This window comes from Pseudomonas sp. (assembly GCF_035554175.1).
GTDB lineage: Bacteria > Pseudomonadota > Gammaproteobacteria > Pseudomonadales > Pseudomonadaceae > Aquipseudomonas.
Window position 1 is genome coordinate 19,251 of the sequence record NZ_DATMIV010000003.1, and the last position, 23,078, is coordinate 42,328.

22 protein-coding genes and 4 tRNA genes are annotated in these 23,078 nt (G+C 59.9%); 13 read left to right on the top strand and 13 right to left on the bottom strand.

The annotated features are described in order from the left end of the window. The first annotated feature begins 9 nt into the window (after positions 1 to 9). Together VNV36_RS01340 and thiO are read left to right on the top strand one after the other, a co-directional pair. On the top strand, positions 10 to 411 hold the full coding sequence (locus VNV36_RS01340) for a type IV pilin protein (RefSeq protein WP_325715515.1): 402 nt from the start codon (positions 10 to 12) through the stop codon (positions 409 to 411). A gap of 57 nt (positions 412 to 468) precedes the next feature. Then, the gene (gene thiO / locus VNV36_RS01345; protein WP_325715516.1) at positions 469 to 1,569 is read left to right on the top strand and encodes a glycine oxidase ThiO; all 1,101 of its coding nucleotides are present in this window, start codon (positions 469 to 471) and stop codon (positions 1,567 to 1,569) included. Between the two features lie 88 nt (positions 1,570 to 1,657). Here thiO and VNV36_RS01350 read toward each other — a convergent pair whose 3' ends face one another. The 4 genes from VNV36_RS01350 to VNV36_RS01365 all read right to left on the bottom strand — a co-directional run bounded on the left by VNV36_RS01350 (position 1,658) and on the right by VNV36_RS01365 (position 5,957). Beyond that, positions 1,658 to 3,004, bottom strand: coding sequence for a sigma-54-dependent transcriptional regulator (locus VNV36_RS01350; protein WP_325715518.1), 1,347 nt, complete (start codon positions 3,002 to 3,004; stop codon positions 1,658 to 1,660). Continuing rightward, entirely contained in the window at positions 3,001 to 4,590 is a 1,590-nt protein-coding gene (locus tag VNV36_RS01355) for a sensor histidine kinase (protein WP_325715608.1), read from the bottom strand. Before VNV36_RS01355 ends, VNV36_RS01350 begins: the two co-directional genes overlap by 4 nt. After that, a complete protein-coding gene (locus tag VNV36_RS01360) occupies positions 4,580 to 4,813 on the bottom strand; it encodes a PP0621 family protein (RefSeq protein ID WP_325715520.1) in 234 nt (77 codons plus the stop codon). The genes VNV36_RS01355 and VNV36_RS01360 overlap by 11 nt, the downstream gene beginning before the upstream one ends. Positions 4,814 to 4,940: 127 nt before the next feature. Then, positions 4,941 to 5,957, bottom strand: coding sequence for an outer membrane protein assembly factor BamD (locus VNV36_RS01365; RefSeq protein WP_325715522.1), 1,017 nt, complete (start codon positions 5,955 to 5,957; stop codon positions 4,941 to 4,943). Between the two features lie 151 nt (positions 5,958 to 6,108). Between VNV36_RS01365 and rluD the strand changes: the two genes are divergently transcribed. The 8 genes from rluD (at position 6,109) to VNV36_RS01405 (ending at position 13,146) form a co-directional block, all read left to right on the top strand. Beyond that, positions 6,109 to 7,071, top strand: coding sequence for a 23S rRNA pseudouridine(1911/1915/1917) synthase RluD (gene rluD, locus VNV36_RS01370; protein WP_016773140.1), 963 nt, complete (start codon positions 6,109 to 6,111; stop codon positions 7,069 to 7,071). Next, entirely contained in the window at positions 7,068 to 7,817 is a 750-nt protein-coding gene (gene pgeF, locus VNV36_RS01375; RefSeq protein ID WP_325715525.1) for a peptidoglycan editing factor PgeF, read from the top strand. The genes rluD and pgeF overlap by 4 nt, the downstream gene beginning before the upstream one ends. A 262-nt stretch (positions 7,818 to 8,079) precedes the next feature. After that, positions 8,080 to 10,644 carry an ATP-dependent chaperone ClpB gene (gene clpB / locus VNV36_RS01380; RefSeq protein ID WP_325715527.1) on the top strand — a complete coding sequence of 855 codons (2,565 nt, stop codon included), beginning with the start codon at positions 8,080 to 8,082 and terminating at the stop codon, positions 10,642 to 10,644. Between the two features lie 297 nt (positions 10,645 to 10,941). Then, positions 10,942 to 11,017, top strand: a tRNA-Asn gene (locus tag VNV36_RS01385). A gap of 9 nt (positions 11,018 to 11,026) precedes the next feature. Further along, positions 11,027 to 11,103, top strand: a tRNA-Pro gene (locus VNV36_RS01390). 5 nt (positions 11,104 to 11,108) lie between these two features. After that, a tRNA-Lys gene (locus VNV36_RS01395) sits at positions 11,109 to 11,184 on the top strand. Between the two features lie 97 nt (positions 11,185 to 11,281). Next, a tRNA-Pro gene (locus VNV36_RS01400) sits at positions 11,282 to 11,358 on the top strand. A gap of 162 nt (positions 11,359 to 11,520) precedes the next feature. Then, the gene (locus tag VNV36_RS01405; protein ID WP_325715529.1) at positions 11,521 to 13,146 is read left to right on the top strand and encodes a methyl-accepting chemotaxis protein; all 1,626 of its coding nucleotides are present in this window, start codon (positions 11,521 to 11,523) and stop codon (positions 13,144 to 13,146) included. A gap of 156 nt (positions 13,147 to 13,302) precedes the next feature. Here the strand turns inward: VNV36_RS01405 and VNV36_RS01410 are convergent, their stop codons facing one another. The 4 genes from VNV36_RS01410 to VNV36_RS01425 all read right to left on the bottom strand — a co-directional run bounded on the left by VNV36_RS01410 (position 13,303) and on the right by VNV36_RS01425 (position 16,043). Beyond that, positions 13,303 to 14,601 (bottom strand): NAD(P)/FAD-dependent oxidoreductase, encoded by a 1,299-nt coding sequence (locus tag VNV36_RS01410; protein WP_325715531.1) that lies wholly within the window; start codon positions 14,599 to 14,601, stop codon positions 13,303 to 13,305. Positions 14,602 to 14,667: 66 nt separating this feature from the next. Continuing rightward, positions 14,668 to 14,841, bottom strand: coding sequence for a DUF3094 domain-containing protein (locus tag VNV36_RS01415; protein WP_007909875.1), 174 nt, complete (start codon positions 14,839 to 14,841; stop codon positions 14,668 to 14,670). A gap of 51 nt (positions 14,842 to 14,892) precedes the next feature. Beyond that, entirely contained in the window at positions 14,893 to 15,420 is a 528-nt protein-coding gene (locus VNV36_RS01420) for an MOSC domain-containing protein (RefSeq protein WP_325715532.1), read from the bottom strand. After that, entirely contained in the window at positions 15,417 to 16,043 is a 627-nt protein-coding gene (locus VNV36_RS01425; RefSeq protein WP_007909887.1) for a DUF1780 domain-containing protein, read from the bottom strand. Before VNV36_RS01425 ends, VNV36_RS01420 begins: the two co-directional genes overlap by 4 nt. 188 nt (positions 16,044 to 16,231) lie before the next feature. Between VNV36_RS01425 and VNV36_RS01430 the strand changes: the two genes are divergently transcribed. Then, positions 16,232 to 16,921, top strand: coding sequence for an energy-coupling factor ABC transporter permease (locus tag VNV36_RS01430; RefSeq protein ID WP_325715534.1), 690 nt, complete (start codon positions 16,232 to 16,234; stop codon positions 16,919 to 16,921). Between the two features lie 42 nt (positions 16,922 to 16,963). Here VNV36_RS01430 and yacG read toward each other — a convergent pair whose 3' ends face one another. The 5 genes from yacG to pilB are packed head-to-tail and all read right to left on the bottom strand — an operon-like array spanning position 16,964 to position 21,575. After that, complete coding sequence (gene yacG / locus VNV36_RS01435) at positions 16,964 to 17,164, bottom strand: DNA gyrase inhibitor YacG (protein WP_186569368.1); 201 nt, start codon at positions 17,162 to 17,164, stop codon at positions 16,964 to 16,966. Then, entirely contained in the window at positions 17,161 to 17,784 is a 624-nt protein-coding gene (gene coaE, locus VNV36_RS01440; RefSeq protein ID WP_325715538.1) for a dephospho-CoA kinase, read from the bottom strand. Before coaE ends, yacG begins: the two co-directional genes overlap by 4 nt. Beyond that, on the bottom strand, positions 17,781 to 18,653 hold the full coding sequence (locus VNV36_RS01445) for a prepilin peptidase (RefSeq protein WP_325715541.1): 873 nt from the start codon (positions 18,651 to 18,653) through the stop codon (positions 17,781 to 17,783). Before VNV36_RS01445 ends, coaE begins: the two co-directional genes overlap by 4 nt. 1 nt (position 18,654) lies before the next feature. Beyond that, positions 18,655 to 19,872 carry a type II secretion system F family protein gene (locus tag VNV36_RS01450; protein WP_325715543.1) on the bottom strand — a complete coding sequence of 406 codons (1,218 nt, stop codon included), beginning with the start codon at positions 19,870 to 19,872 and terminating at the stop codon, positions 18,655 to 18,657. Positions 19,873 to 19,874: 2 nt separating this feature from the next. Beyond that, the gene (gene pilB, locus VNV36_RS01455; RefSeq protein WP_325715545.1) at positions 19,875 to 21,575 is read right to left on the bottom strand and encodes a type IV-A pilus assembly ATPase PilB; all 1,701 of its coding nucleotides are present in this window, start codon (positions 21,573 to 21,575) and stop codon (positions 19,875 to 19,877) included. Positions 21,576 to 21,801: 226 nt separating this feature from the next. On the opposite strand from pilB, the gene VNV36_RS01460 reads away from it, so the two are divergent. After that, a complete protein-coding gene (locus VNV36_RS01460; RefSeq protein ID WP_325715547.1) occupies positions 21,802 to 22,239 on the top strand; it encodes a pilin in 438 nt (145 codons plus the stop codon). 299 nt (positions 22,240 to 22,538) lie between these two features. Continuing rightward, on the top strand, positions 22,539 to 22,892 hold the full coding sequence (locus tag VNV36_RS01465) for a BON domain-containing protein (protein WP_325715549.1): 354 nt from the start codon (positions 22,539 to 22,541) through the stop codon (positions 22,890 to 22,892). Positions 22,893 to 23,078: the final 186 nt, after the last annotated feature.

Below are 23,078 nucleotides of genomic sequence, written 5' to 3' on the forward strand. Positions count from 1 at the left end.
GTTTGAGGCATGCGCAGATCCAGCCGAGGCTTTACCCTGATCGAAATCATGATCGTCATTGCGATTATCGGGATCATCCTCACCATCAGCGTCCCCAGCTACAACGAATACGTGAAGAAGGGCCGGCGCGCCGAAGTGGTAGCGCTGCTCTCGGAGCAGGCGCAGACCCTCGAACGTTTCTACACCCGCAATAATGTCTACACCGGCGTCACCGGGCTGAGTACGGGAAATGACTTCTACACCATCACCCCGACCCTCACCGACCAGACATTCCTGCTGACCGCGACCCGTAAAACCGGCACGGCCATGGCCACCGACAAGTGCGGGGACTTCACCCTGACCAACACCGGCGTGCGCAGCATGAACAACGCGACCACCGGAGTGACCGCCAAGGACTGCTGGGGCCGCTGACGTATTCTCTTTCGGGCGCCTTTTGCGCCCCCTGTCTTTTTTACGGTTGGATCAAACATGACCAGGCAACAGCAAGTGGTGATTGTCGGTGGCGGGGTGATTGGCCTGCTCACTGCCTACAATCTTGCCTCCGAAGTGCGCAGCGTAGTCCTGCTGGATCGCTCGAATGTCGGCCAGGAATCGTCCTGGGCCGGCGGCGGCATCGTCTCGCCGCTGTACCCATGGCGCTACAGTCCGGCGGTTACCGCGCTGGCGCATTGGTCGCAGGATTTTTATCCACAGCTCGGCGAGCGTCTGTTTGCCGGCACCGGGGTTGATCCTGAAGTGCACACCACCGGTCTGTACTGGCTGGATCTGGACGATGAGGTCGAAGCGCTGGCTTGGGCGGGGCGGGAACACCGGCCATTGCGGGCTGTGGATATCTCGGCGGCGCATGATGCGGTGCCGGTGCTAGGCAGTGGTTTCAGCCGGGCGATCTACATGGCCGATGTCGCCAACGTGCGCAATCCACGACTGGTCAAATCGCTGAAGGCCGCCTTGCTGGCGCTGCCGAACGTGACGATTCATGAGCAATGTGACGTCAGTGGCTTCGTCCGCGAAGGCAAGCGCGTGGTCGGCGTGCAGACCTCCACTGGCTTGATCAGCGGCGACCAGATTGTGCTGACAGCGGGGGCGTGGAGCGGTGATCTGCTCAAGACGCTGAACCTGACGCTGCCGGTCGAACCGGTCAAAGGCCAGATGATTCTCTACAAGTGCGCGGCTGATTTTCTGCCGAGCATGGTGCTGGCCAAGGGGCGTTATGCGATCCCGCGTCGCGACGGTCATATTCTGATCGGCAGCACGCTGGAGCACGAAGGCTACGACAAGACCCCGACCGATGTGGCGCTGGAAAGTCTCAAGGCTTCAGCGATCGAGTTGTTACCGGCACTGGCGGACGCTGAAGTGGTGGGGCATTGGGCCGGGCTGCGGCCGGGGTCGCCGCAAGGGGTACCGTATATCGGACGCGTGCCGGGGTTCGAGGGCCTGTGGCTGAACTGCGGGCATTACCGCAACGGCTTGGTGCTGGCGCCGGCGTCGTGTCAGTTGTTTGCCGATGTGATGCTGGGGCGAGCGCCGATCATTGATCCGGCGCCGTATGCGCCTGAGGGCCGCATCTGAAGCAAGAACAAAGGATCGCAGCCTTCGGCAGCTCTCACATTGGAATGCGTTCCCTGTAGGAGCTGCCGAAGGCTGCGATCTTTGCGATCTAATCCAAACCCAGTTTTTTCAGCCGATAGCGCATCGATCTGAACGAAAGACTCAGCCGCTGCGCCGCCGCCGTGCGGTTCCAGCGAGTCTCCTCCAGCGCTTGCAGAATCAGCTTTCTCTCGACGCTCTCCAGATAATCCTCGAGATTGTCGATTTGCGTCAGATCGGCCAATGCGCCATCCGCCGAGCAATTGCCTTCGCTCAAACGCAGATCCTGCGCCTCGATCGTGCGGTTTTCACACAAGGTGTGCGCGCGTTCGAGGACATTCTCCAGTTCGCGTACGTTACCGGGAAACCGATAGTTTTTCAGGGTCTCCAGCGCCTGCGGATGCAGACGCGCTTCGGGTTGCCCGGTGTCTTTGGCCAAGCGCTTGAGCACGTGCGTGGCGAGCGATTCGATGTCGTCGCGGCGTTCGCGCAGGGAGGGCACGCGTAATTCGATGACATTGAGCCGGTAATACAGATCCTGGCGAAAGCGCTCGGCCGCGACTTCGGCTTCGAGATCCTTGTGCGTGGCGCAGAGAATGCGCACATCGACCACGTTTTCCTGCTGACCACCGACGCTGCGCACGGCTTTTTCCTGAATCGCGCGCAGCAGTTTCACCTGCATCGACAGCGGCAGATCCGCGACTTCATCGAGAAACAAGGTGCCGCCGTGGGCCGCGTGAAACAGCCCGGGCTTGTCTTCGACGGCACCGGTGAAGCTGCCTTTGCGGTGGCCGAAGAATTCGCTTTCCATCAGCTCCGACGGGATTGCTCCGCAATTCACCGGCACAAACGGCTGGTTGGCGCGGGGACCTTGTTCGTGGATCAGGCGGGCGACCAACTCTTTGCCACTGCCGGACTCACCGCTGATGTACACCGGCGCCTGACTGCGTGCGAGTTTGTCGATCTGTCTGCGCAAATTGGCCATCGGCTGTGAATCGCCCAGCAACCGTCGCTCGATTGCGCTACTCAAGCCAGCGGCTGTCGGCATGCGCAACGCCGAGCTGACCAGTTCGCGCAGTCGCGGCAGTTCTACCGGTTTGGTGAGGAAATCGAACGCCCCGGCCTTCAGCGCATTGATCGCGGTTTCCAGACTCCCGTAAGCGGTAATCATCGCTACTGGCAGGTGCGGGTTGCGTTGCTGGATGTGCTGCACCAGCTCCAGCCCGGTACCGTCGGGCAGGCGCATGTCGGTCAGACACAGGTCAAAATGCTCGCGCTGCAACAGCGCTCGAGCTTCGCCCAGATTACGTGCGCTGAAGGTATCGAGTTTCATCCGTCCCAGGGTGATCTCCAGGAGCTCGCGGATATCCGGTTCGTCGTCGACGATGAGAATTTTTTGCCGTGGGCTTGTATTCAACTTTGTTTCCGTCCGTGAGCAAAGGTGATGCGAAAGCAGCCGCCGCCTTGGCGTGATTTGAAGTCTAGGCGTGCCTGGTTGCTTTCGCACAGCTCACGGGACAGATAAAGGCCAAGGCCGGTGCCCTGGCTGCTGGTGGTGAAGAACGGTTCGAACAGATGCGCCTGTTCATCGACCGGCACGCCGGGGCCATTGTCCTGCACTTCCAGTACCGCCAACTGGCTGTCCGGGTCGACGAACAGCGCCAGCCAGACCTCGGCCTGATCGTGCAGCAGGGCGCTGTGGCGCCAGCCGTTGCGTATCAGATTATCGAGAATCTGTCTGAGCTGGTTGGGGTCCATCAGGGTGGTGAAATCTCCCGAATTGATCCGCAGGTGAATGTGCTGGCGTTCGCTGGCCTGCTCGCGGCTTTCGGTGACGAAGTTTTCCAGCCATGGCTTGAGGTCCAGTCGTTGCGGTGCGCTTTGCTGGCGGCGGGACAGTTGCAGGACGTTTTCGATGACTCGGTTCATGCGCTGGGAGTGGTCTTGAATAATCTGCGTCAGACGCCGATCCGCGCTGTCGAGTTCCTCGGACTCGGCCAATAGCTGCGCGGCATGGCTGATCGCGCCCAGTGGATTGCGGATTTCGTGGGAGATGCCGGCAGTCAAGCGCCCGAGCGCGGCGAGCTTGAGTTGCTGGGCCTGTTGGGTGATTTGCGCCAGGTCTTCGAGAAAGACCAGGGTCTGCTGATTCGGGCTCTGCTCGAGGGCGATGAAGCTCGGTTGCAGTTCCAGGCCGTTGCCGGGGATTTTCAGGCTTGGCGGGCGCAAGGTCGGGTTGTTGCGCCACAGTTGCAGGCGCTCGACCAGTGCCGGCGAGTATTCGTCGATCAGATGGCCGTGCAGGTGAGTATGTCCAAGCAAGCTCTGCGCACTGTGATTGGCCAGTTGCACCCGGCGTTCCTGGTCGAGCACCAGAATGCCGGTGCGCATGCGCTGCAGGATCAACGCATTGAGCGCTTCCAGACCGACCACTTCGCTGGCGCGCTGTTCAGCCAGCGTCTCACTGACCTCCAGGCGCCGGATCAGCCCTTGCACCAGCAATGAGGCGGCAAAACACAGCGCGCCGAGCGTGCCGGCTTGCAGGTAGGCGTTGGCGCTCAGGGGATGGCTCAGGCTCAGCAGGAAGCTCAGGCCGACGATGCCGATGGCAGCGATGGCGGCGATCAGCAGGCCGATGCGCCGCCGTAGCAGGGTGTTGCTGATCGCCACCGAGACGACGAGCAAGTTGCCCAGCGCACTGGCCACGCCGCCGGCCGCGTAAAACAAGCCGCACAACAGCAGTACATCGACGAAGGCCAGGGCGAACAGTTGCGCCGGGCGCCGGGTGTTTTCGAGGAATACCACCAGCAGCATATTGATGATCAGGTACAGCCAGCTGCCGCCGCGCAGCAGATCGTCGTTGGCCGACGTCAGCAGCCGGTTGTCCATGTTGCTGGAGATCAGCAACACCAGGGTGATGCCGACACTCAGTCGGTACAGATGATAAAGGCGCAGCAGACGCTGAGCCTGTTTGTGGTCGGCGTTGGTGGCCTCAGCGGCCACTGGCGCCCGGGCCTTGCTCAAGATGAGCCTGGCTGCAATACCATTGTTGCTGGTTACCCAGAGCGCGGTCGCGCGGCAAGTGCACGCCGCAATGGGCGCAACGCACCATCGGCGGGGCATCGTGTTCGCGCGGTGACTGGGCGGACGAGGCGGGGGCCTTGAATTTGCGCCAGAGCCAGATGGCGGCGAAGATCAGGGCAATCCAGAACAATAAACGAAGCATGATGAGCGGCTTTTCGACTGATGATCCGGCAGTTTAGCCAAGGAGCCGATCAGCGCACAGCCTAATAAAAGCGCGGCAATAAAAAAGGGAGATCCGCAGATCTCCCTTTTTCGTGCATCCGGTGCAATCAGTCGAACAGACCAAAGGTCATGTAGCTGAACCAGGAACGGTCGGTGTCGCTGGATTCCGGCTCTGGCTCTTCGATCACGTCGCCGTTTTCGTCTTTGGGCTTGAGCTCGTTCGGGATCGCGTCTTTCGCGTCCTGGAATTGCTTCTGCACGTCCTGGTTGGCGCGGGTTTCGCCCGGCGGCAGCGGTGGGCGCGATTCGATCAGGCCCAGGGTCGCCTTGCTCAGGAACGAGCGGTTGTCGGCTTCGGCCACTCGCGGCACGAACTGACCGTCCTGCAGGCTCGGGTGATCCGGGTAGTTGAGCTTCAGGGTTTCCAGGCTGGTCGCTGCCAGATCATCGAGGTGCAGACGCTGGTAGGCTTCGGTCATGACCGCCAGGCCGTCACCGACCGATGGGGTTTCCTGGAAGTTCTCTACCACGTACTTGCCACGGTTGGCAGCGGCTACATAAGCCTGACGAGTCAGGTAATAGTCAGCCACGTGGATTTCATAGGCCGCCAGCAGATTGCGCAGGTAGATCATGCGCTGCTTGGCGTCCGGCGCGTAGCGGCTGTTCGGGTAGCGGCTGGTCAGCTGGGCGAACTCGTTGTACGAGTCGCGGGCGGCGCCCGGGTCACGCTTGGTCATGTCCAGCGGCAGGAAACGCGCCAGCAGGCCGACGTCCTGGTCGAACGAGGTCAGACCCTTGAGGTAGTACGCGTAATCCACGTTCGGATGCTGCGGATGCAAACGAATGAAACGCTCGGCGGCGGACTTTGCAGCTTCCGGCTCGGCGTTCTTGTAGTTGGCGTAGATCAACTCCAGCTGAGCCTGATCGGCGTAGCGACCGAACGGATAACGCGACTCCAGAGCCTTCAGCTTGGCTGTGGCGCTGGTGTAGCTGTTGTTGTCCAGATCAGTCTGAGCCTGCTGATACAGCTCGGCTTCGCTGAGGTTTTCGTCTACGACTTCCTTCGATGAGCAAGCAGCGGTCAATGCGAGGATGGCGATCAGCAGCAGGTGTTTCACTTGCATGGCGGCTTGCGTCCCTATGACGGCCGCTGTCTTGGGCGGGGCCGTCCTGTTATGATGAGCGCCCCGTTGAAAAGCCTCGGGGCAAAAGACGCCGTATTTAACCACAAGCGCGCAGCCGAAACCAAAGGCTGTGCCGACGCCCAGTCCGAGCATGTCCGATAAAATTGAACTTCGCGCAGAGGTGCCGTCCGAATTGGGCGGCCAACGCCTCGATCAAGTCGCCGCCCAACTCTTCGCTGAGCACTCACGCTCGCGCCTTTCCGCCTGGATCAAAGAAGGTCGCCTGACTGTGGACGGGGCGGTCATCCGCCCGCGCGACATTGTGCATGGCGGTGCCGTCCTCGAGCTGACTGCCGAGCAGGAAGCCCAGGGCGAGTGGATCGCCCAGGACATCGAGCTCGACATCGTCTATGAAGACGACGACATCCTGGTGATCAACAAGCCTGCGGGCCTGGTGGTGCACCCGGCTGCCGGTCACGCCGACGGCACCCTGCTCAACGCCCTGCTGCACCATGTGCCGGACATCATCAATGTCCCGCGCGCCGGTATCGTGCATCGTCTGGACAAGGACACCACCGGTCTGATGGTGGTGGCCAAGACCATTCAGGCGCAGACCAAACTGGTCGCGCAGTTGCAGAGCCGCAGCGTCAGCCGTATCTACGAGTGCATCGTGATCGGCGTGGTGACGGCCGGTGGCAAGATCAACGCGCCGATCGGCCGTCACGGCCAGCAGCGCCAGCGCATGGCGGTGATGGAAGGCGGCAAGCCGGCCGTCAGTCATTACCGCGTGCTGGAGCGCTTCCGTTCCCACACCCATGTACGGGTGAAACTGGAAACCGGTCGCACGCACCAGATTCGCGTACACATGGCGCACATCAACTTCCCACTGGTGGGCGATCCGGCATACGGCGGGCGTTTCCGCATTCCGCCAGCCGCTAATCCGACCATGGTTGAATCGCTCAAGCATTTCCCGCGTCAGGCCCTGCACGCGCGCTTCCTTGAACTGGACCACCCGACGAGTGGTGAGCGCATGAGCTGGGAATCGCCGCTGCCGGAAGATTTCGTCTGGCTGCTGACCCTGCTCAAGCAGGATCGCGAGGCCTTCGTCGGATGAACTGGCTGACGCCGGACTGGCCTGCGCCGGCCAGCGTCAGGGCCTGTGTCACGACCCGCGAGGGTGGTGTCAGCGAGGCGCCGTTCGACAGCCTCAATCTGGGCGATCATGTGGGTGATCGTCTGGAGGCAGTGGCCGAAAATCGCCGCCGTTTGACCGATCATTTCTCCATACAGCCTGCCTGGTTGCAGCAAGTGCACGGCATTACCGTGGCGCATGCTGATCCGGGCATTGTTGCGACCGCAGACGCCAGTTGGACGGCAACACCGGGAATCGCCTGCGCGGCAATGACGGCGGACTGCCTGCCGGCCCTGTTCTGCAACCGTGCCGGCACCCGGGTTGCGGCAGCCCATGCTGGTTGGCGTGGCTTGGCGGCGGGCGTACTTGAAGCCACCCTCGACAGCCTCGATGTTGCGCCTGAAGACGTTCTGGTCTGGCTCGGCCCGGCCATTGGCCCACAAGCCTTCGAAGTTGGCCCGGAAGTACGCGAAGCCTTCATCAATCAATTGCCTGAAGCAGCCGAAGCCTTTGTACCGAGCAGCAATGTTGGCAAGTTCATGGCTGACATCTATCAACTGGCGCGCCTGCGCCTGGCAGTGCGCGGTGTCACCGCTGTTTATGGTGGCGGTTTCTGCACCGTGACCGATCCGCGCTTCTTCTCTTATCGCCGTGCGTCGCGCACCGGTCGCTTCGCTTCCCTGGTCTGGCTTGAGGCGCCCAGCCTCACAAATACGATTCCTTTTTGACGGCGTCTGTTTCCGTCATGCTGCGTTGCCGCTCCTCGCCATAGCGGGCTATGACTCGTCGCGGCGCCTTGCCTGACGAAAACAGCCACTCGTCAAAAGAGGATCGTATTTGCGAAGCTGGGCGCCAGCTAAACTCTCTGATCTGCATCAACCCTCCGACGCTTGAATCTTGCAGAATCGGCCGCATCTATAGCGGTATCTGGCAGGTTTCTTTATTCAGGATGGTTTCTCAGGTCCGGCCTGCTCAAAAGGAAGGTGACCCATGCGTATAGACCGTTTAACCAGCAAATTGCAGTTGGCCTTGTCCGACGCCCAGTCGTTGGCGGTTGGCCACGATCATCCGGCCATCGAGCCGGCGCACTTGATGCAGGCCATGCTTGAACAGCAGGGCGGTTCGATCAAACCGCTGCTGATGCAGGTGGGCTTTGACGTCAACAGCTTGCGAAAAGAGCTGACCAAAGAACTCGATCAATTACCGAAAATCCAGAACCCGACCGGCGACGTGAACATGTCGCAGGATCTGGCGCGCCTGCTCAATCAGGCTGACCGTCTGGCCCAGCAGAAGGGCGACCAGTTCATTTCCAGCGAGCTGGTACTGCTCGCGGCGATGGACGAGAACAGCAAGCTCGGCAAGTTGTTGCTCGGCCAGGGCGTGAGCAAGAAAGCGCTGGAAAACGCGATCAACAACCTGCGTGGCGGCGAAGCGGTGAATGACGCCAACCATGAAGAGTCGCGTCAGGCCCTGGATAAATACACCGTCGACCTGACCAAGCGTGCCGAAGACGGCAAGCTCGATCCGGTGATCGGTCGTGACGACGAAATCCGTCGCACCATTCAGGTTCTGCAACGCCGCACCAAGAACAACCCGGTGCTGATCGGTGAGCCTGGAGTGGGTAAAACCGCGATCGCCGAGGGGCTGGCGCAGCGCATCATCAACGGCGAAGTACCGGATGGTCTCAAGGGTAAGCGCCTGCTGTCGCTGGACATGGGCGCGTTGATCGCTGGCGCCAAGTATCGCGGTGAGTTCGAAGAGCGCCTCAAAGGCCTGCTCAACGAACTGTCGAAGCAGGAAGGGCAGATCATTCTGTTCATTGACGAACTGCACACCATGGTCGGCGCCGGTAAGGGCGAAGGTTCGATGGACGCCGGCAACATGCTCAAGCCCGCGCTGGCTCGTGGCGAGCTGCATTGCGTCGGCGCGACCACGCTCAACGAGTACCGCCAATATATAGAGAAGGACGCGGCGCTCGAGCGGCGTTTCCAGAAAGTCCTGGTGGATGAGCCGAGCGAAGAAGACACCATCGCCATTCTGCGTGGCCTCAAGGAACGTTACGAGGTTCACCACAAGGTGGCGATCACTGACGGCGCGATCATCGCGGCGGCCAAACTCAGTCATCGCTATATCACTGACCGGCAGCTGCCGGACAAGGCCATCGACCTGATCGACGAGGCGGCCAGCCGTATTCGTATGGAGATCGACTCCAAGCCGGAAGTGCTCGATCGTCTGGAGCGGCGCCTGATTCAGCTGAAAGTGGAATCCCAGGCACTGAAAAAAGAAAGCGACGACGCGGCGAAGAAACGCCTGGAAAAACTCCAGGAAGAAATCGAGCGTCATGAGCGTGAGTATTCCGATCTGGAAGAAATCTGGAACTCGGAAAAAGCCGAGGTGCAAGGCTCTGCGCAGATTCAGCAGAAGATCGAACAGTCGCGTCAGGAACTGGAAGCGGCGCGCCGCAAAGGCGACCTGAACCGCATGGCCGAGTTGCAGTACGGGGTGATCCCGGATCTGGAGCGCAGCCTGCAAATGGTCGACCAGCACGGCAAGAGCGAAAACCAGTTGCTGCGCAGCAAAGTGACCGAAGAAGAGATCGCCGAGGTCGTGTCGAAGTGGACCGGCATCCCGGTGTCGAAAATGCTCGAGGGCGAGCGCGACAAGCTGATGAAGATGGAAAGCCTGCTGCACAAACGGGTGATCGGTCAGGAAGAAGCCGTGGTTGCAGTGGCCAACGCCGTGCGGCGTTCCCGCGCCGGCTTGTCCGACCCCAATCGTCCGAGCGGCTCGTTCATGTTCCTCGGCCCGACCGGTGTCGGTAAAACCGAGCTGTGCAAGGCGCTGGCCGAATTCCTCTTCGATACCGAAGAGGCGATGGTGCGGATCGATATGTCCGAGTTCATGGAGAAACATTCAGTGGCTCGTCTGATCGGCGCGCCACCAGGCTACGTCGGTTATGAAGAAGGCGGGTATCTGACCGAAGCGGTGCGTCGCAAGCCGTACTCGGTGATCCTTATGGACGAAGTCGAGAAGGCGCACCCGGATGTGTTCAACATCCTGCTGCAAGTGCTTGAGGACGGTCGCCTGACCGACAGCCATGGCCGCACCGTGGATTTCCGCAACACGGTAATCGTGATGACCTCGAACCTCGGCTCGATGCAAATCCAGGAACTGGTCGGTGATCGTGAAGCACAACGTGCAGCGGTGATGGACGCGCTGACGTCGCACTTCCGTCCAGAGTTCATCAACCGCGTCGACGAAGTGGTGATCTTCGAGCCGCTGGCGCGCGATCAGATCGCCGGCATTACCGAGATCCAGTTGGGACGTCTGCGCACTCGTCTGGCCGAGCGCGAGCTGAAGCTGGAGCTGAGCCCGGAGGCGATGGACAAGCTGATCGCCGTCGGTTACGACCCGGTTTATGGCGCGCGTCCTTTGAAACGGGCGATCCAGCGCTGGATCGAAAACCCGCTGGCACAGTTGATCCTGTCGGGTCATTTCATGCCTGGCGACACCGCCACCGGCAAGGTCGAGAACGACGAAATCGTTTTCGGCTAAGCCTCGGCGGCAATGAAACCGTGAAGGCCTCGCATTGCGAGGCCTTTTTTTCGCCAGCCTGTTGAACTCAAAGGAAAAGGCTTGTAAAGTGCGCCCCGCAGTCAGTCATCGGCAGCGTTTCAACTCACTGGGTTGGAATCTGAAATAAGTTGCAAATCATTAACTTGAAAGCAATTTAGGGGGTTGACAGAGGTGCGACAGGTTGTAGAATAGCGCGCCTCAGACACACGAACGCAGCGATGCGAACGGGTGGCGAGATGCAACAAAGCTTCACCGTTGTAACTTGAAATATGTAGTTCCGTGATAGCTCAGTCGGTAGAGCAAATGACTGTTAATCATTGGGTCCCAGGTTCGAGTCCTGGTCACGGAGCCAATTTCAAATCGGGGTATAGCGCAGTCCGGTAGCGCGCCTGCTTTGGGAGCAGGATGTCAGGAGTTCGAATCCCCTTACCCCGACCATATTTGGGTCGTTAGCTCAGTTGGTAGAGCAGTTGGCTTTTAACCAATTGGTCGTAGGTTCGAATCCCACACGACCCACCATTTTTGAAACCAGTTAGCGCTGGGATCGAATCTTAAGATCAGAGGCCAAAAGCGCTGATCGAAGAAGGCGATCTTTGAAAGGTCGCCTTTTTTTTACCGGGGTATAGCGCAGTCCGGTAGCGCGCCTGCTTTGGGAGCAGGATGTCAGGAGTTCGAATCCCCTTACCCCGACCATATTGAAAAATCCTCGTATCGAAAGATACGGGGATTTTTTTTGCCTTTCGAAAGGCCGATCCGTTCAAGTCGTCATACAACCTGCCGATAGCCCGCTAACACGAGGGGACTGTCAACGCTTCGCCCCTGAATCTGGCCATTACAAGAATAAGGGCGTTCGTCATGTTGCTTCGTCAGTTGAATATTGCTCCCCGGGCCGCCTTGGGATTTGCCCTCATCGCGGTGTTGGTGGCCTTGCTCGGCGTATTTGCGCTGGGGCAGATGTCGAGCATCCGTGACAGTGAGGTGGCGGTAGAGAATCGCTGGTTGCCGAGCATTCGTGGCGGCGACGAGATCCGCGAACTGATGCTGCGCATCCGCACCATTTCCCTGCGCATGGCGCTTGATCAGGATCCGGCCAATATCGCCACCTATCGCGGCCAGATGGACACCCGCGACAAGGAGCTGAGCGAGAAAATCGCCGCCTACGACAAACTGGTCGACACTGCCGAAGGCCAGCAGCTGTATGACCAGTTCAAGAAAACCTTCGCCGCCTATCGCACCGGCATTGCCCAGTCGTTCACCCTCGCCGAGCAAGGCAAGCGTGACGAGTTGACCAAATTGTTGCTGGTTGACATGAAGACCGTGGTCGATGGCTCCGGCAAGCAACTCAACGATCTCGCCGATATGTTCGCCCGCCAGGTGGCTGCCGAAAGCGAGAAGTCCGCCGCGCATTATGAAACCTCGCGGACCATCGTCACGCTGTTCATTGCCTTGGCAGCGCTGGCCACGGTAGTGCTGGCGATGTTGCTCACGCGCAGTATCGTGCGTCCCCTGAGCAGCGCCGTGGATGCCGCTGAAAGTGTGGCCAAGGGCGATCTCACGCGACCGATCGAAACCCATGGCAATGACGAAGTCAGCCGCTTGCTCAAGGCGTTGGCGACCATGCAGCAGAACCTGCGCGAAACCCTGCAAGGCATCAGCGGGTCGGCGACGCAATTGGCTACCGCTGCCGACGAACTGAGCGCCGTCACCGTCGACAGCACCCAGGGCCTGCAGCAGCAGAACGACGAAATCGAACAGGCCGCGACCGCGGTCAACCAGATGACTGCGGCGGTTGAGGAGGTTGCACGCAACGCCGTATCGACGTCCGATGCCACGCGCCAATCCAGCCAGTCGGCGCAGTTGGGCCAGGAGCGCGTCAGCGAAACCGCGACTGCGATCAATGCACTGGCCAGCGACGTCCAGCACACTGGCGAGCTGGTACAGTCGCTGGCGAATCAGTCGCAAGACATCGGTAAGGTGCTGGATGTGATTCGCGCCATCGCCGAGCAGACCAACCTGCTGGCGCTCAACGCCGCCATCGAAGCGGCGCGTGCCGGTGAAAGCGGACGTGGCTTCGCGGTGGTGGCCGATGAGGTGCGTGCACTGGCTTATCGCACGCAGCAATCGACGCAGGAAATCGAGCAGATGGTGCAAGGCATGCGCAGCGGATCGAGTCTGGCGCTGGATTCGATGCAGGCCAGCGCTTCCCGGGCGGCGAGTACCTTGATCCTGGCTGAGCGGGCCGGAGAGGCGCTGGTGACGATCACGGCTTCGGTACACGAGATTCACGAGCGCAATCTGGTGATCGCCAGCGCCGCCGAAGAACAGGCCCAAGTGGCACGGGAAGTGGACCGCAATCTGGTGAACATCCGCGACCTGTCGGTGCGTTCCGCTGCGGGGGCCGATCAGACCAGCGCGTCGAGCCATGAATTGTCGCAACTGGCCAATGCGCTACAGGGCATGGTGCGACGCTTTCAGCTCTGATGAACAGAGATCAATTGCAGGCCTTCGCCTGCTGATTTGCGCACAACACGAAACAATGTGGGAGCGAGCTTGCTCGCGAAGGGGCCGAATCATTCAACGACAGTGTTGACTGACCCACCGCTTTCCCGAGCAAGCTCGCTCCCACAGGTTGGCGCTTTAGTGCAGTTTCAGACGCGGCTCGGTGCCACGGCCAATCTTGCTTCCCAGCATCAGCATCGCCGTGCGAAACGGCCCGTACAACGCCATCTGGTGCATGCGGTACAGCGACACATAGAACATCCGCGCCAGCCAGCCTTCGAGCATCACGCTGCCGGTCAGATTACCCATCAAGTTACCCACAGCAGAAAAACGCGACAGCGAAATCAGCGAGCCGTAGTCAGTGTATTTGTACTCCGGCAGGGTCTTGCCTTCGATGCGCAGCTTCAGCGATTTGGCCAGCAGCGATGCCTGCTGATGCGCAGCTTGTGCACGCGGCGGTACGTTGCGATCGGTGCCTGGTTGCGGGCAGGCCGCGCAGTCACCGAAGGCAAAGATGTTTTCATCGCGGGTGGTTTGCAGGGTTGGCAGCACTTGCAGCTGATTGATGCGGTTGGTTTCCAGGCCGTCGATGTCCTTGAGGAAGCCCGGTGCGCGGATGCCCGCTGCCCAGACTTTCAGGCTGGCCTTGATCTCGTTGCCATCGGCGGTAATCAGACTGTCGGCGGTCACTTCGCTGACAGCCGCATTGGTCATCACATTGACTCCGAGCTTCTCCAGGGTCTTGTGCACCGGCCCGCTGATGCGCTCCGGCAGGGCGGGCAGCACCCGTGGACCGGCTTCGATCAGGGTGATGTGCATGTTTTCCGGTTTGATCCGGTCCAGACCATACGCCGCCAGTTCATGGGCGGCGTTGTGCAACTCGGCCGCCAGTTCGACACCGGTGGCGCCCGCGCCGACGATGGCCACGCTGATCTGCTCGACCACATCGGTCTGCCCGGCGTGGGCGCGCAGATAGTGATTGAGCAGTTGCTGATGGAAGCGCTCGGCCTGTTTGCGCGTATCAAGAAACAGGCAATGCTGCGCCGCGCCCTGAGTGCCGAAATCGTTGGTGGTGCTGCCGACGCTGATCACCAGTGAGTCGTACGGCACTTCACGTGCAGGCACCAGTTCGACGCCGTTTTCGTCGTAGGTTGCGGCCAGCTGGATTTTCTTCTGCGCGCGATCGAGCCCGCTCATGCGCCCGAGCTGGAACTCGAAGTGGTTCCATTTCGCCTGGGCGACATAGTTGAGTTCGTCTTCGGAAGAGTTCAGAGAACCGGCGGCCACTTCGTGCAGCAGCGGTTTCCAGATGTGGGTCAGGTTCGCGTCGACCAGCATGACGCTGGCCGTGCCGCGCTTGCCCAGAGTCTTACCCAGACGGGTAGCCAGCTCCAGACCGCCGGCGCCGCCGCCGACAATGACAATACGATGGGACATAGGGATAACTCGCAAGGTTTTTAAAGGAAATCTTTTTCGCAGTTACCCAAGCGAGCGCCAGGCAGCTCATAGCGTCAGGTAACTGATAAATCGGCTCAACAGGCCCAGACCAATGGTCACCGCCAGCACCAGCACCAGGAGCATCCACGGCCGGAAAGGCCGGCGCTCGACACGGTGTTGGGACAATTGCAGGTACTCTTCGACATGCTTTTGGTCTTCGGGGTTCAGGCGGCTGGTCATATTTGCCTCGTCAGGTAGACGTTACTGAATGAGCACAGGCTACAGCGGTTTTCAGCCCGGATTGAACGCAGCGTAGCCGCTGTCCGGGACCGGTTCGACGCACACGCTATCGTCGAGGCGAATGATGCCGCTTTGTAACACCCGAGCGGTGATCCCGCCATGCCCGCGCACGGCTTGAAAAGTGCCCGGGCCGAGATTGTTCTGCAAACGTGCGCAGGGCTGACACCAGCCAGTGGTTTCGAGTATCGCCTGCCCGATGCGAAAGCGCCGCCCCTTCAGGCTAAACAAATTGATTCCGCTTATAACGAGATTGCGCCGCAGATCTTCAGGCCGGATAGGCTGGTCATCGGGGCGGCCCATCAATGCGTTGATTACCGCCAGGTGCTCCCACTGAATCAGCGTCACCTGTCGCGCATTGCGAACGCCCGGGCGGGCGTGGTCGCCGGTGAGTCCGGCTTCCAGGCGCGCCTCGACCGCCTCGAGTTCAAGCATCGGCCCACGGGATTCGGGACGCACGCCTATCCAGCGCACGCGGCCGGTCTGCGGCACTTCGGCGATCAACTGCTGCAGCGGCGTCACAGGCTGATGCCTACGTCGAACACGATGCTGCGGCCGAGGTTGCTGCGCAGGAAGTCCGGTGCATCGGGGTGGGCGAACAGCACGCGGGCGAATGTCGGGCCAACCAGCGACAGCGAACGCCAACCCTGGCGCAGGTATTCGGTCGGTGGCGGGAAGTGACTGTTGAGGTCCAACACTTCGCGTTTGAGGCTGGCGAAAGCGATGATGTCCAGCTCACCCAGATCCATGCCGCGCTCCTTGTAGTTGTGCGCTTTCTTGCGCAGGGTCGGCGCCAGGCGCAGGAGAAATTCATTGGCCGGGATGCGTTTGGGCTTGGCCTCGCGGCGCACCAGTTGGCTCAGGGAAAACGCGCTACGTCGGCGCTGCAATTCGTCCCGCCACTCATCGTTGAGGCGGCGGCCTTCATCGAGGACGAAAAATACTTCGAAATTGGCATCGCGGAACAGCACGTCCGGCGGCTCACCGGCCGGGGCGAATTCGTCGGCGCGGTAGGGGATGTTCAAGCCTTGCAGCAGGCGCTGGCAGACCCAACGCTCACGCTCCCATTTGCGGGCATTGGACAGGAACGCGTTGGCTTGCTCGGCCGCGATGGTCAGCAGGCGTAAATAATCTGAGTCATCCATAAGGCCAAGCTTAGCGTCCAAATGCGACAGGCAGATAGCTTTGCATTGGCCCAGATATAAACGTCGTGCGATTGCGCCCTTGTAGGAGCTGCCGAAGGCTGCGATCTTTTACTCTCGTTCTTTCAAAGTCAAAGATCGCAGCCGTCGGCAGCCCTACGGGGGATATGTCGTTGGGAAGGTGAAGGGTCATGATTGGAGCTGAACTGCTGTCCTCGGCAAGCCTGACGCTCGGCTGGCTGATTTACCTGCCGGTGCTGCTCTGGGCGATCGTTCGCGCGCCCTGGGTCGAGTTGTTCAGCGACAGTCGTCGTCAGCACTTGTTGTTCGGCACGGTGTTCGCACTGTTTCTGCTGTGGCTGGTGCGCAGGGATTTCGACACCGGCGTGTCCTATCACTTCATCGGCATGACGGCCGTGACGCTGTTGCTCGATTGGCCGCTGGCAATCGTCGGCGGCCTGGTTGCGCAGATCGGCCTGGTGCTGTTGGGGCGTCAGGATCTGGCCGCGGTTGGTGTCAATGGCGCGTTGCTGATCCTGTTGCCGGTGCTGATCACCGAATGGGTGGCGATCCTCGTCGAGCGTGCGCAACCACGAAACCCTTTTGTTTATATCTTTTGTTCCGGGTTCTTCGCCGCCGCGTTGTCCGGCCTGTCGTGTCTGATTCTGAGCCTGACGCTGCTCTGGTACGACGGCCTCTTCGCCATGCCGGAATGGCTGGAGGATTTCGTCGGTTATCTGTGGCTGCTGCTGTTTCCCGAAGCGTTCATCAACGGCATGGTCGTCAGCGCATTGGTGGTGTTCTGCCCGGAATGGCTGGAGACCTTCAACCGCACCCGCTACCTGTCGGCGCCGTGGAAGGACGACGATCCGAAGTCCTGATCCACAGCAAACCGGCTACGTTTTTTATGCGGCCCTGAGCGGTCAGTGACGGGGATCGAAATCGCCGGAGAACAACTCGTCTTCGGCATCCGGAGCGAGCGGAATCTTGTGTTCTTCCGAGGCCCAGGCGCCGAGGTCGATGAGTTTGCAGCGATCGGAGCAGAACGGACGGAATTTGTTCGCCGGGGTGAATTCGACGGGGGCGCCGCAGGTTGGGCATTCAACGGTTGGAATCTGGCTCATGCTTGGCCTCCGGATAAAGTCAGGTAAAAGTGATGCAGACGTTCGACCTCGCTGTGCAGCCAGGCGAGGTCGCGATCGTTAACGATCACATCGTCGGCACGGCTCACGCGGTCTTCACGGCTCGATTGCGCCTTGAGGATCGCCTGCACTTGTTGTTCGCTGGTCTGGTCACGCTGCAGAGTACGTTCGATTTGCAGTTGCTGCGGCGCATCGATGACCAGAATGCGTTGAGTCATTGCGTATTGCCCGGACTCGATCAGCAACGGCGAAACCAGAATCGCGTAAGACGATTTTGCCTGCGCCAGATGATGCGCGATTTCTTCGCCGATCAACGGATGCAGCAGCGCTTCGAGCCAACGCCGTTGTTCCGGGTCTTCAAAAATCAATTTGCGCAGGGCGGCGCGGTCCAGCGTGCCGTCGGCCTGCAACACATCGGGGCCGAAATGGTCGGCGATTTTCGCCAGCGCCGGACGCCCTGGCTCGACCACCCAGCGCGCCGCATGATCGGCGTCCACCACATGCACACCGAGGTCGATGAAGTGCTGCGCCGCCGCGCTTTTGCCGCTGCCGATGCCGCCGGTCAGGCCGAGAATCCAGGGTTTTTCCACAGGGGTATTCATTTCAAACCGACAGACTGCCAATAGAAGTCGGTTATTTGACCACCCCAGAGCAAGGCAATCCAGCCGGCAATTGCCAGAAAGGGCCCGAACGGGATCGGCGTCGAGGTTTCCTGGGCGCGCAGGCGCAGCATCACCACCCCGACAACCGCGCCCACCAGCGATGACAACAGAATCGTCAGCGGCAGAATCTGCCAGCCTCCCCAAGCCCCGAGCAAGGCCAGCAGCTTGAAATCCCCGTGGCCGATGCCGTCCTTGCCGGTGAGCAGTTTGAACAGCCAGAACACCGACCACAGCGCCAGATAACCCGCGACCGCGCCCCACAGCGCATCGGGCAATGGCACGAATACGCCGAAGCTGTTGACGATCAGCCCCAGCCACAACAACGGCAGCACCAGCACATCGGGTAGCAGCTGATGTTCGCAGTCGATCAGACTCATCGCCAGCAAGCCCCATGTCAGCAAGATCAGCAGACCTGCCGGCCAACCGAAGCCGAGATGCCAGGCGATGAAGGCCGAGAGCAGGCCGCAGGCCACTTCGGTCAGCGGGTAACGTTTGCTGATCGGCGCCGAGCAGGCCGAGCAGCGCCCGCGCAGCAACAGATAACTGAGCAGCGGAATATTTTCCCAGGGGCGGATCCGGTGTCCACAATGCGGGCACGCGGAATGCGGCAGCATCAGGTTGTAGGTCGGCCCAGGTGTTTCAATGGGCAGGCCGAGCACATCATGGGCCTGCTGGCGCCAGTCGCGCTCGAGCATTTTCGGCAGACGCCAGACCACGACATTGAGAAAGCTGCCAACCACCAGGCCAAGCAGCAGCGCGGTGACCACAAAGGCCAGCGGATACACGGCAAACAGTTCGTCGATAGGCATGTCAGATCGCTGAGCCGAGCTGGAAGATCGGCAGGTACATGGCCACCACCAATCCGCCGACGATGACCCCAAGCACCACCATGATGAACGGTTCCATCAGGCTGGTGAGGTTGTCGACCATGTTATCGACTTCGGCCTCGTAAAAACCGGCGACCTTGTCGAGCATGTCATCCAGCGCCCCGGACTCCTCGCCAATGGCGGTCATCTGCACCGCCATGTTCGGAAACACGCCGGTGGTGCGCATCGAGAAATTCAGCTGCATGCCGGTCGAGACGTCCTGACGAACCCGCAGCACCGCACGCTTGAACACCACATTGCCGGTAGCGCCGGCGACCGAGTCCAGCGCTTCCACCAAAGGCACACCGGCAGCGAATGTGGTCGACAGGGTGCGGGCAAAACGTGCCACCGCGGACTTGTACATCAACGTGCCCACCAAGGGCAGTTTCAACAACCAGGCGTCGCGGCGATCACGCAGGGCCTGCGAAGTCTTCAGCGCATGGCGCGTGCCGAAAAACGCCGCGACCAATGCCAGCAGAATCGCCCACCACCACTGCTGCATGAATTCCGACAGGCTGATGATCATCAGGGTGAAGCCTGGCAACTCAGCGCCGAAACCGGAAAACACCGACTGGAATTGCGGCACTACTTTGACCAGCAGAATGCCGGTCACCACCGCCGCCACCAGCACCACGGCGGTAGGGTAAGTCATGGCCTTCTTGATCTTGGCCTTCAGCGCTTCGCTTTTTTCCTTATAGGTCGCAACCCGTTCGAGCAGAGTATCGAGAGCGCCGGACTGTTCGCCGGCGTCGACCAGGTTGCAGTACAACTCGTCGAAGTATTGCGGCTTTTTGCGCAGCGCCGTGGCGAAGCTGTTACCGGCCGCAACCTCCTGTTTGACCTCGTCGACCAGTTTGCGCATCGCCGGGTTTTCAAAACCTTCGCCGATGATGTCGAACGACTGCAACAACGGCACGCCGGCCTTCATCATGGTCGCCATCTGCCGGGTGAACAGGGCGATGTCCTGCGGCTTGATCCGTTTGCCGAAACTCAGCAAAGACGCGGATTTCTTGCGCACCTTGCCGGGGTTGATCCCTTGTTTGCGCAGTTGCGCCTTGATCAGCGCGGGGGTCTGTCCGCTCAACTCGCCGCTGACTTTACTGCCTTTGCGGTCCGTGCCTTCCCAAGCGTAAATGCTGACTTTCGCTGCCTTGACCGCCATGTTCAATCCTTGGTGACCCGGTTGATTTCCTCAAGGCTGGTGATGCCTTGCATGGCCTTGTGCAGCCCGGAAGTGCGCAGATCGGCGAAACCGTCGCGACGCATCTGAATGTCGATTTCCAGTGAATTGCCTTCCGCCATGATCAGCCGTTGCAGGTCCGGTGTGTTCTTCACCACTTCATAAATCCCCACGCGTCCTTTGTAGCCGCCGTTGCAGTGATCGCAACCGACCGGCTCGTAGATCGTGAAATGACCGATGCGTTCCTCGGGGAAGCCTTCCTTGAGCAAGGTTTCGTGCGGGATCTCCAGCGGCCGTTTGCAATGTGCGCACAACTTGCGCGCCAGACGCTGGGCGATGATCAGGCTGACCGAGGTGGCAATGTTGAAACCGGGAATGCCCATGTTGTGCATACGCGTCAGGGTTTCCGCTGCGCTGTTGGTGTGCAGGGTCGACAGCACCAGGTGGCCGGTCTGTGCGGCCTTGATGGCGATCTCGGCGGTTTCCAGATCGCGGATCTCGCCGACCATGATCACGTCCGGGTCCTGACGCAGAAACGAGCGCAGTGCCTGGGCGAAGTCCAGCCCTTGCCGAGGATTGACGTTGACCTGGTTGATGCCTTCCATGTTGATTTCCACCGGGTCTTCGGCGGTGGAAATGTTGATGTCGACGGTATTGAGGATGTTCAGGCCGGTGTACAGCGACACGGTTTTACCGGAACCGGTGGGGCCGGTGACCAGAATCATCCCTTGCGGTTGTTTGAGGGCGGCCAGGTACAGGGCTTTTTGCTCGGCCTCGTAACCCAACGCATCGATGCCCATTTGCGCACTGGACGGGTCGAGAATCCGGATCACCACTTTTTCGCCCCACAGCGTCGGCAGTGTGTTGACCCGGAAATCGATGGATTTGCTTTTCGACAGGCGCATCTTGATCCGCCCGTCCTGGGGTTTGCGCCGTTCGGAAATATCCAGGCTGGCCATCACCTTCAAGCGCGCGGCGATGCGCCCGGCCAGTTGAATCGGTGGCTTGGCCACCTCGCGCAGCATGCCGTCGGTGCGCATCCGCACCCGGTAGTTTTTCTCGTAGGGCTCGAAGTGCAGGTCCGAAGAGCCGCTTTTGATCGCATCCAGCAGCATCTTGTGCACGAAGCGCACGACCGGTGCGTCGTCGGCATCGAGGCCGCCAATGACATCTTGCTTACTGTCATCGATGGCTTCGACGTCGAGCCCGTCGAGATCGACGTCGGCCATGTCTTCCAGGCCGGAGGCGTGGCTGTCGAAGAACTTGTCGATGGCGTCGCTGAGCTTGTCATCCTCCACCAGAATCGCTTCGGTGCTCAGGCCGGTGCTGAACTGGATATCACTGATCGCCTGCTGATTGCTCGGGTCGGAAAGCCCCACAAACAGCTTGTTGCCACGTCGCCACAAGGGCAGGGCGCAATGCTGACGCACCAGTTTTTCACTGACCAGGCCCTTGGGCTGTACCTCTTTGTCGAGGCAATTGAGGTCGAGCAAGGCCATGCCGAAATGTTCCGAGGCGATCTCGGCGATCTGCCGGCTGTTGACCAGTTTGTTGTGCACCAGGTAGTTCACCAGCGACACGCGATTGCGCTGGGCCTGCGCCCAGGATTGCCGGGCGCTTGTTTCGGTGAGCAGTTCGGCCTGGACCAATTGCTTGGCCAGACCGCTCAGAGCGATGTCATTCATGGGGATTCCGCACGCTTGCCGTTCATGACTTATAGCCTAGTCAAGTGACAGCGCCAAACACGGCGCGTGCAGGTGACAAAAAGTGTCAGATAATGCGGTTGCGGGTTGTAGGAAACGGCGTTGGGGAATGAGCGCGCCCAGCAGACGGGGCCAAAAGGGCGTTGGCATGGGCTGTGCTGGGCCTTGTTCAGATCATGAGATTTCGACTCATGCATGGAGCGTGTCTATGAAAAAACAACAAGGCTTTACATTGATCGAGCTGCTAATCGTTGTGGCGATCATCGGCATACTGGCGACTATCGCCCTGCCGCAGTATTCGAAGTATCAGGCGCGGTCGAAGGTGACGGCGGGGCTGGCGGAAATTACTGCGCTGAAAGTGCCGTTTGAAGACACCATCAATCAGGGGACTGCTCCGGATATCACCAACGTGGCTAACGGTACGACAACCACTTCCAACTGCACCTTGGCAGTGACAGGTACGGCGGCGACAGGTGCAGGTACTATCACGTGCACTCTGCTGAATGCTCCTGGCCCGGTACTCGGCAAGACCATTACGCTCTCGCGCTCAGGAGCCGCTACGGGTAATACCTCGGGCGCATGGACGTGCGCAACCACGGTAAATGCTGATTACTCCCCACGGGGTTGCACTGCCAGCGGTACTTGATTCAGCACGCACCTGACGAATGAATGCCCCGCACTGCGGGGCATTTTCTTATCGCGACCGCTTCACAAAAGCTCCAATAATTTCAGCAGCTTATGAACTTTCCAAAAAACCGCAACTTGCATGCGAAATTGCGTTGAGTCATGCATTTTGCATGAAAATGAAAACCAGCGTTTTTTATAACTCATTGTTTTTAAACGACTTTATGCGGTCGAAAAAGTTGGCACAGCGTTCGCAATATCTCCGGTAACCCTGCTGACAAGCGTTACAGCAGACTTCCAGTAAAAACAGGAGTTACTCGTATGAAGAAGTTCGCTATCACTGCCGCTGCTACCGCTCTGACCCTGACCATGGCTGGTGGCGCTTTCGCCCAGACCGCTCAGGCTACCCAGGCGCCAATGGTTCTGGCTGCCGGTGAAGTTACCAAGGCTAAAGAAGCTACTTCCGACACTTGGATCACCACCAAAGTGAAAAGCGATCTGGTTACCGAAAAAGGTATTCCAGGCACCGACATCAAAGTCGAAACCAACAAAGGTGTAGTTTCCCTGTCTTCTGACGTCGCTGTTACCGAAGCTCAGAAAACCACCGCTGTGAACATCACCAAGAAAATCAAAGGCGTTAAAGCGGTATCCGCTGACGGCCTGAAAGCCGAGTAAGGCAAGACTTCTCGCCTGGACCGGGAGAAGACGCGGCAGACGGGCCGAGTCATACGTCCGCCGCAACTTTAGAGTTCATGCGAACGGTCACACGGATGTGACCATTACAGGCCCCGGCACTTGTGTCGGGGCTTGTTCTATTTGGAGAATCAAAAGATCGCAGCCTCCGGCAGCTCCTACCGGGAA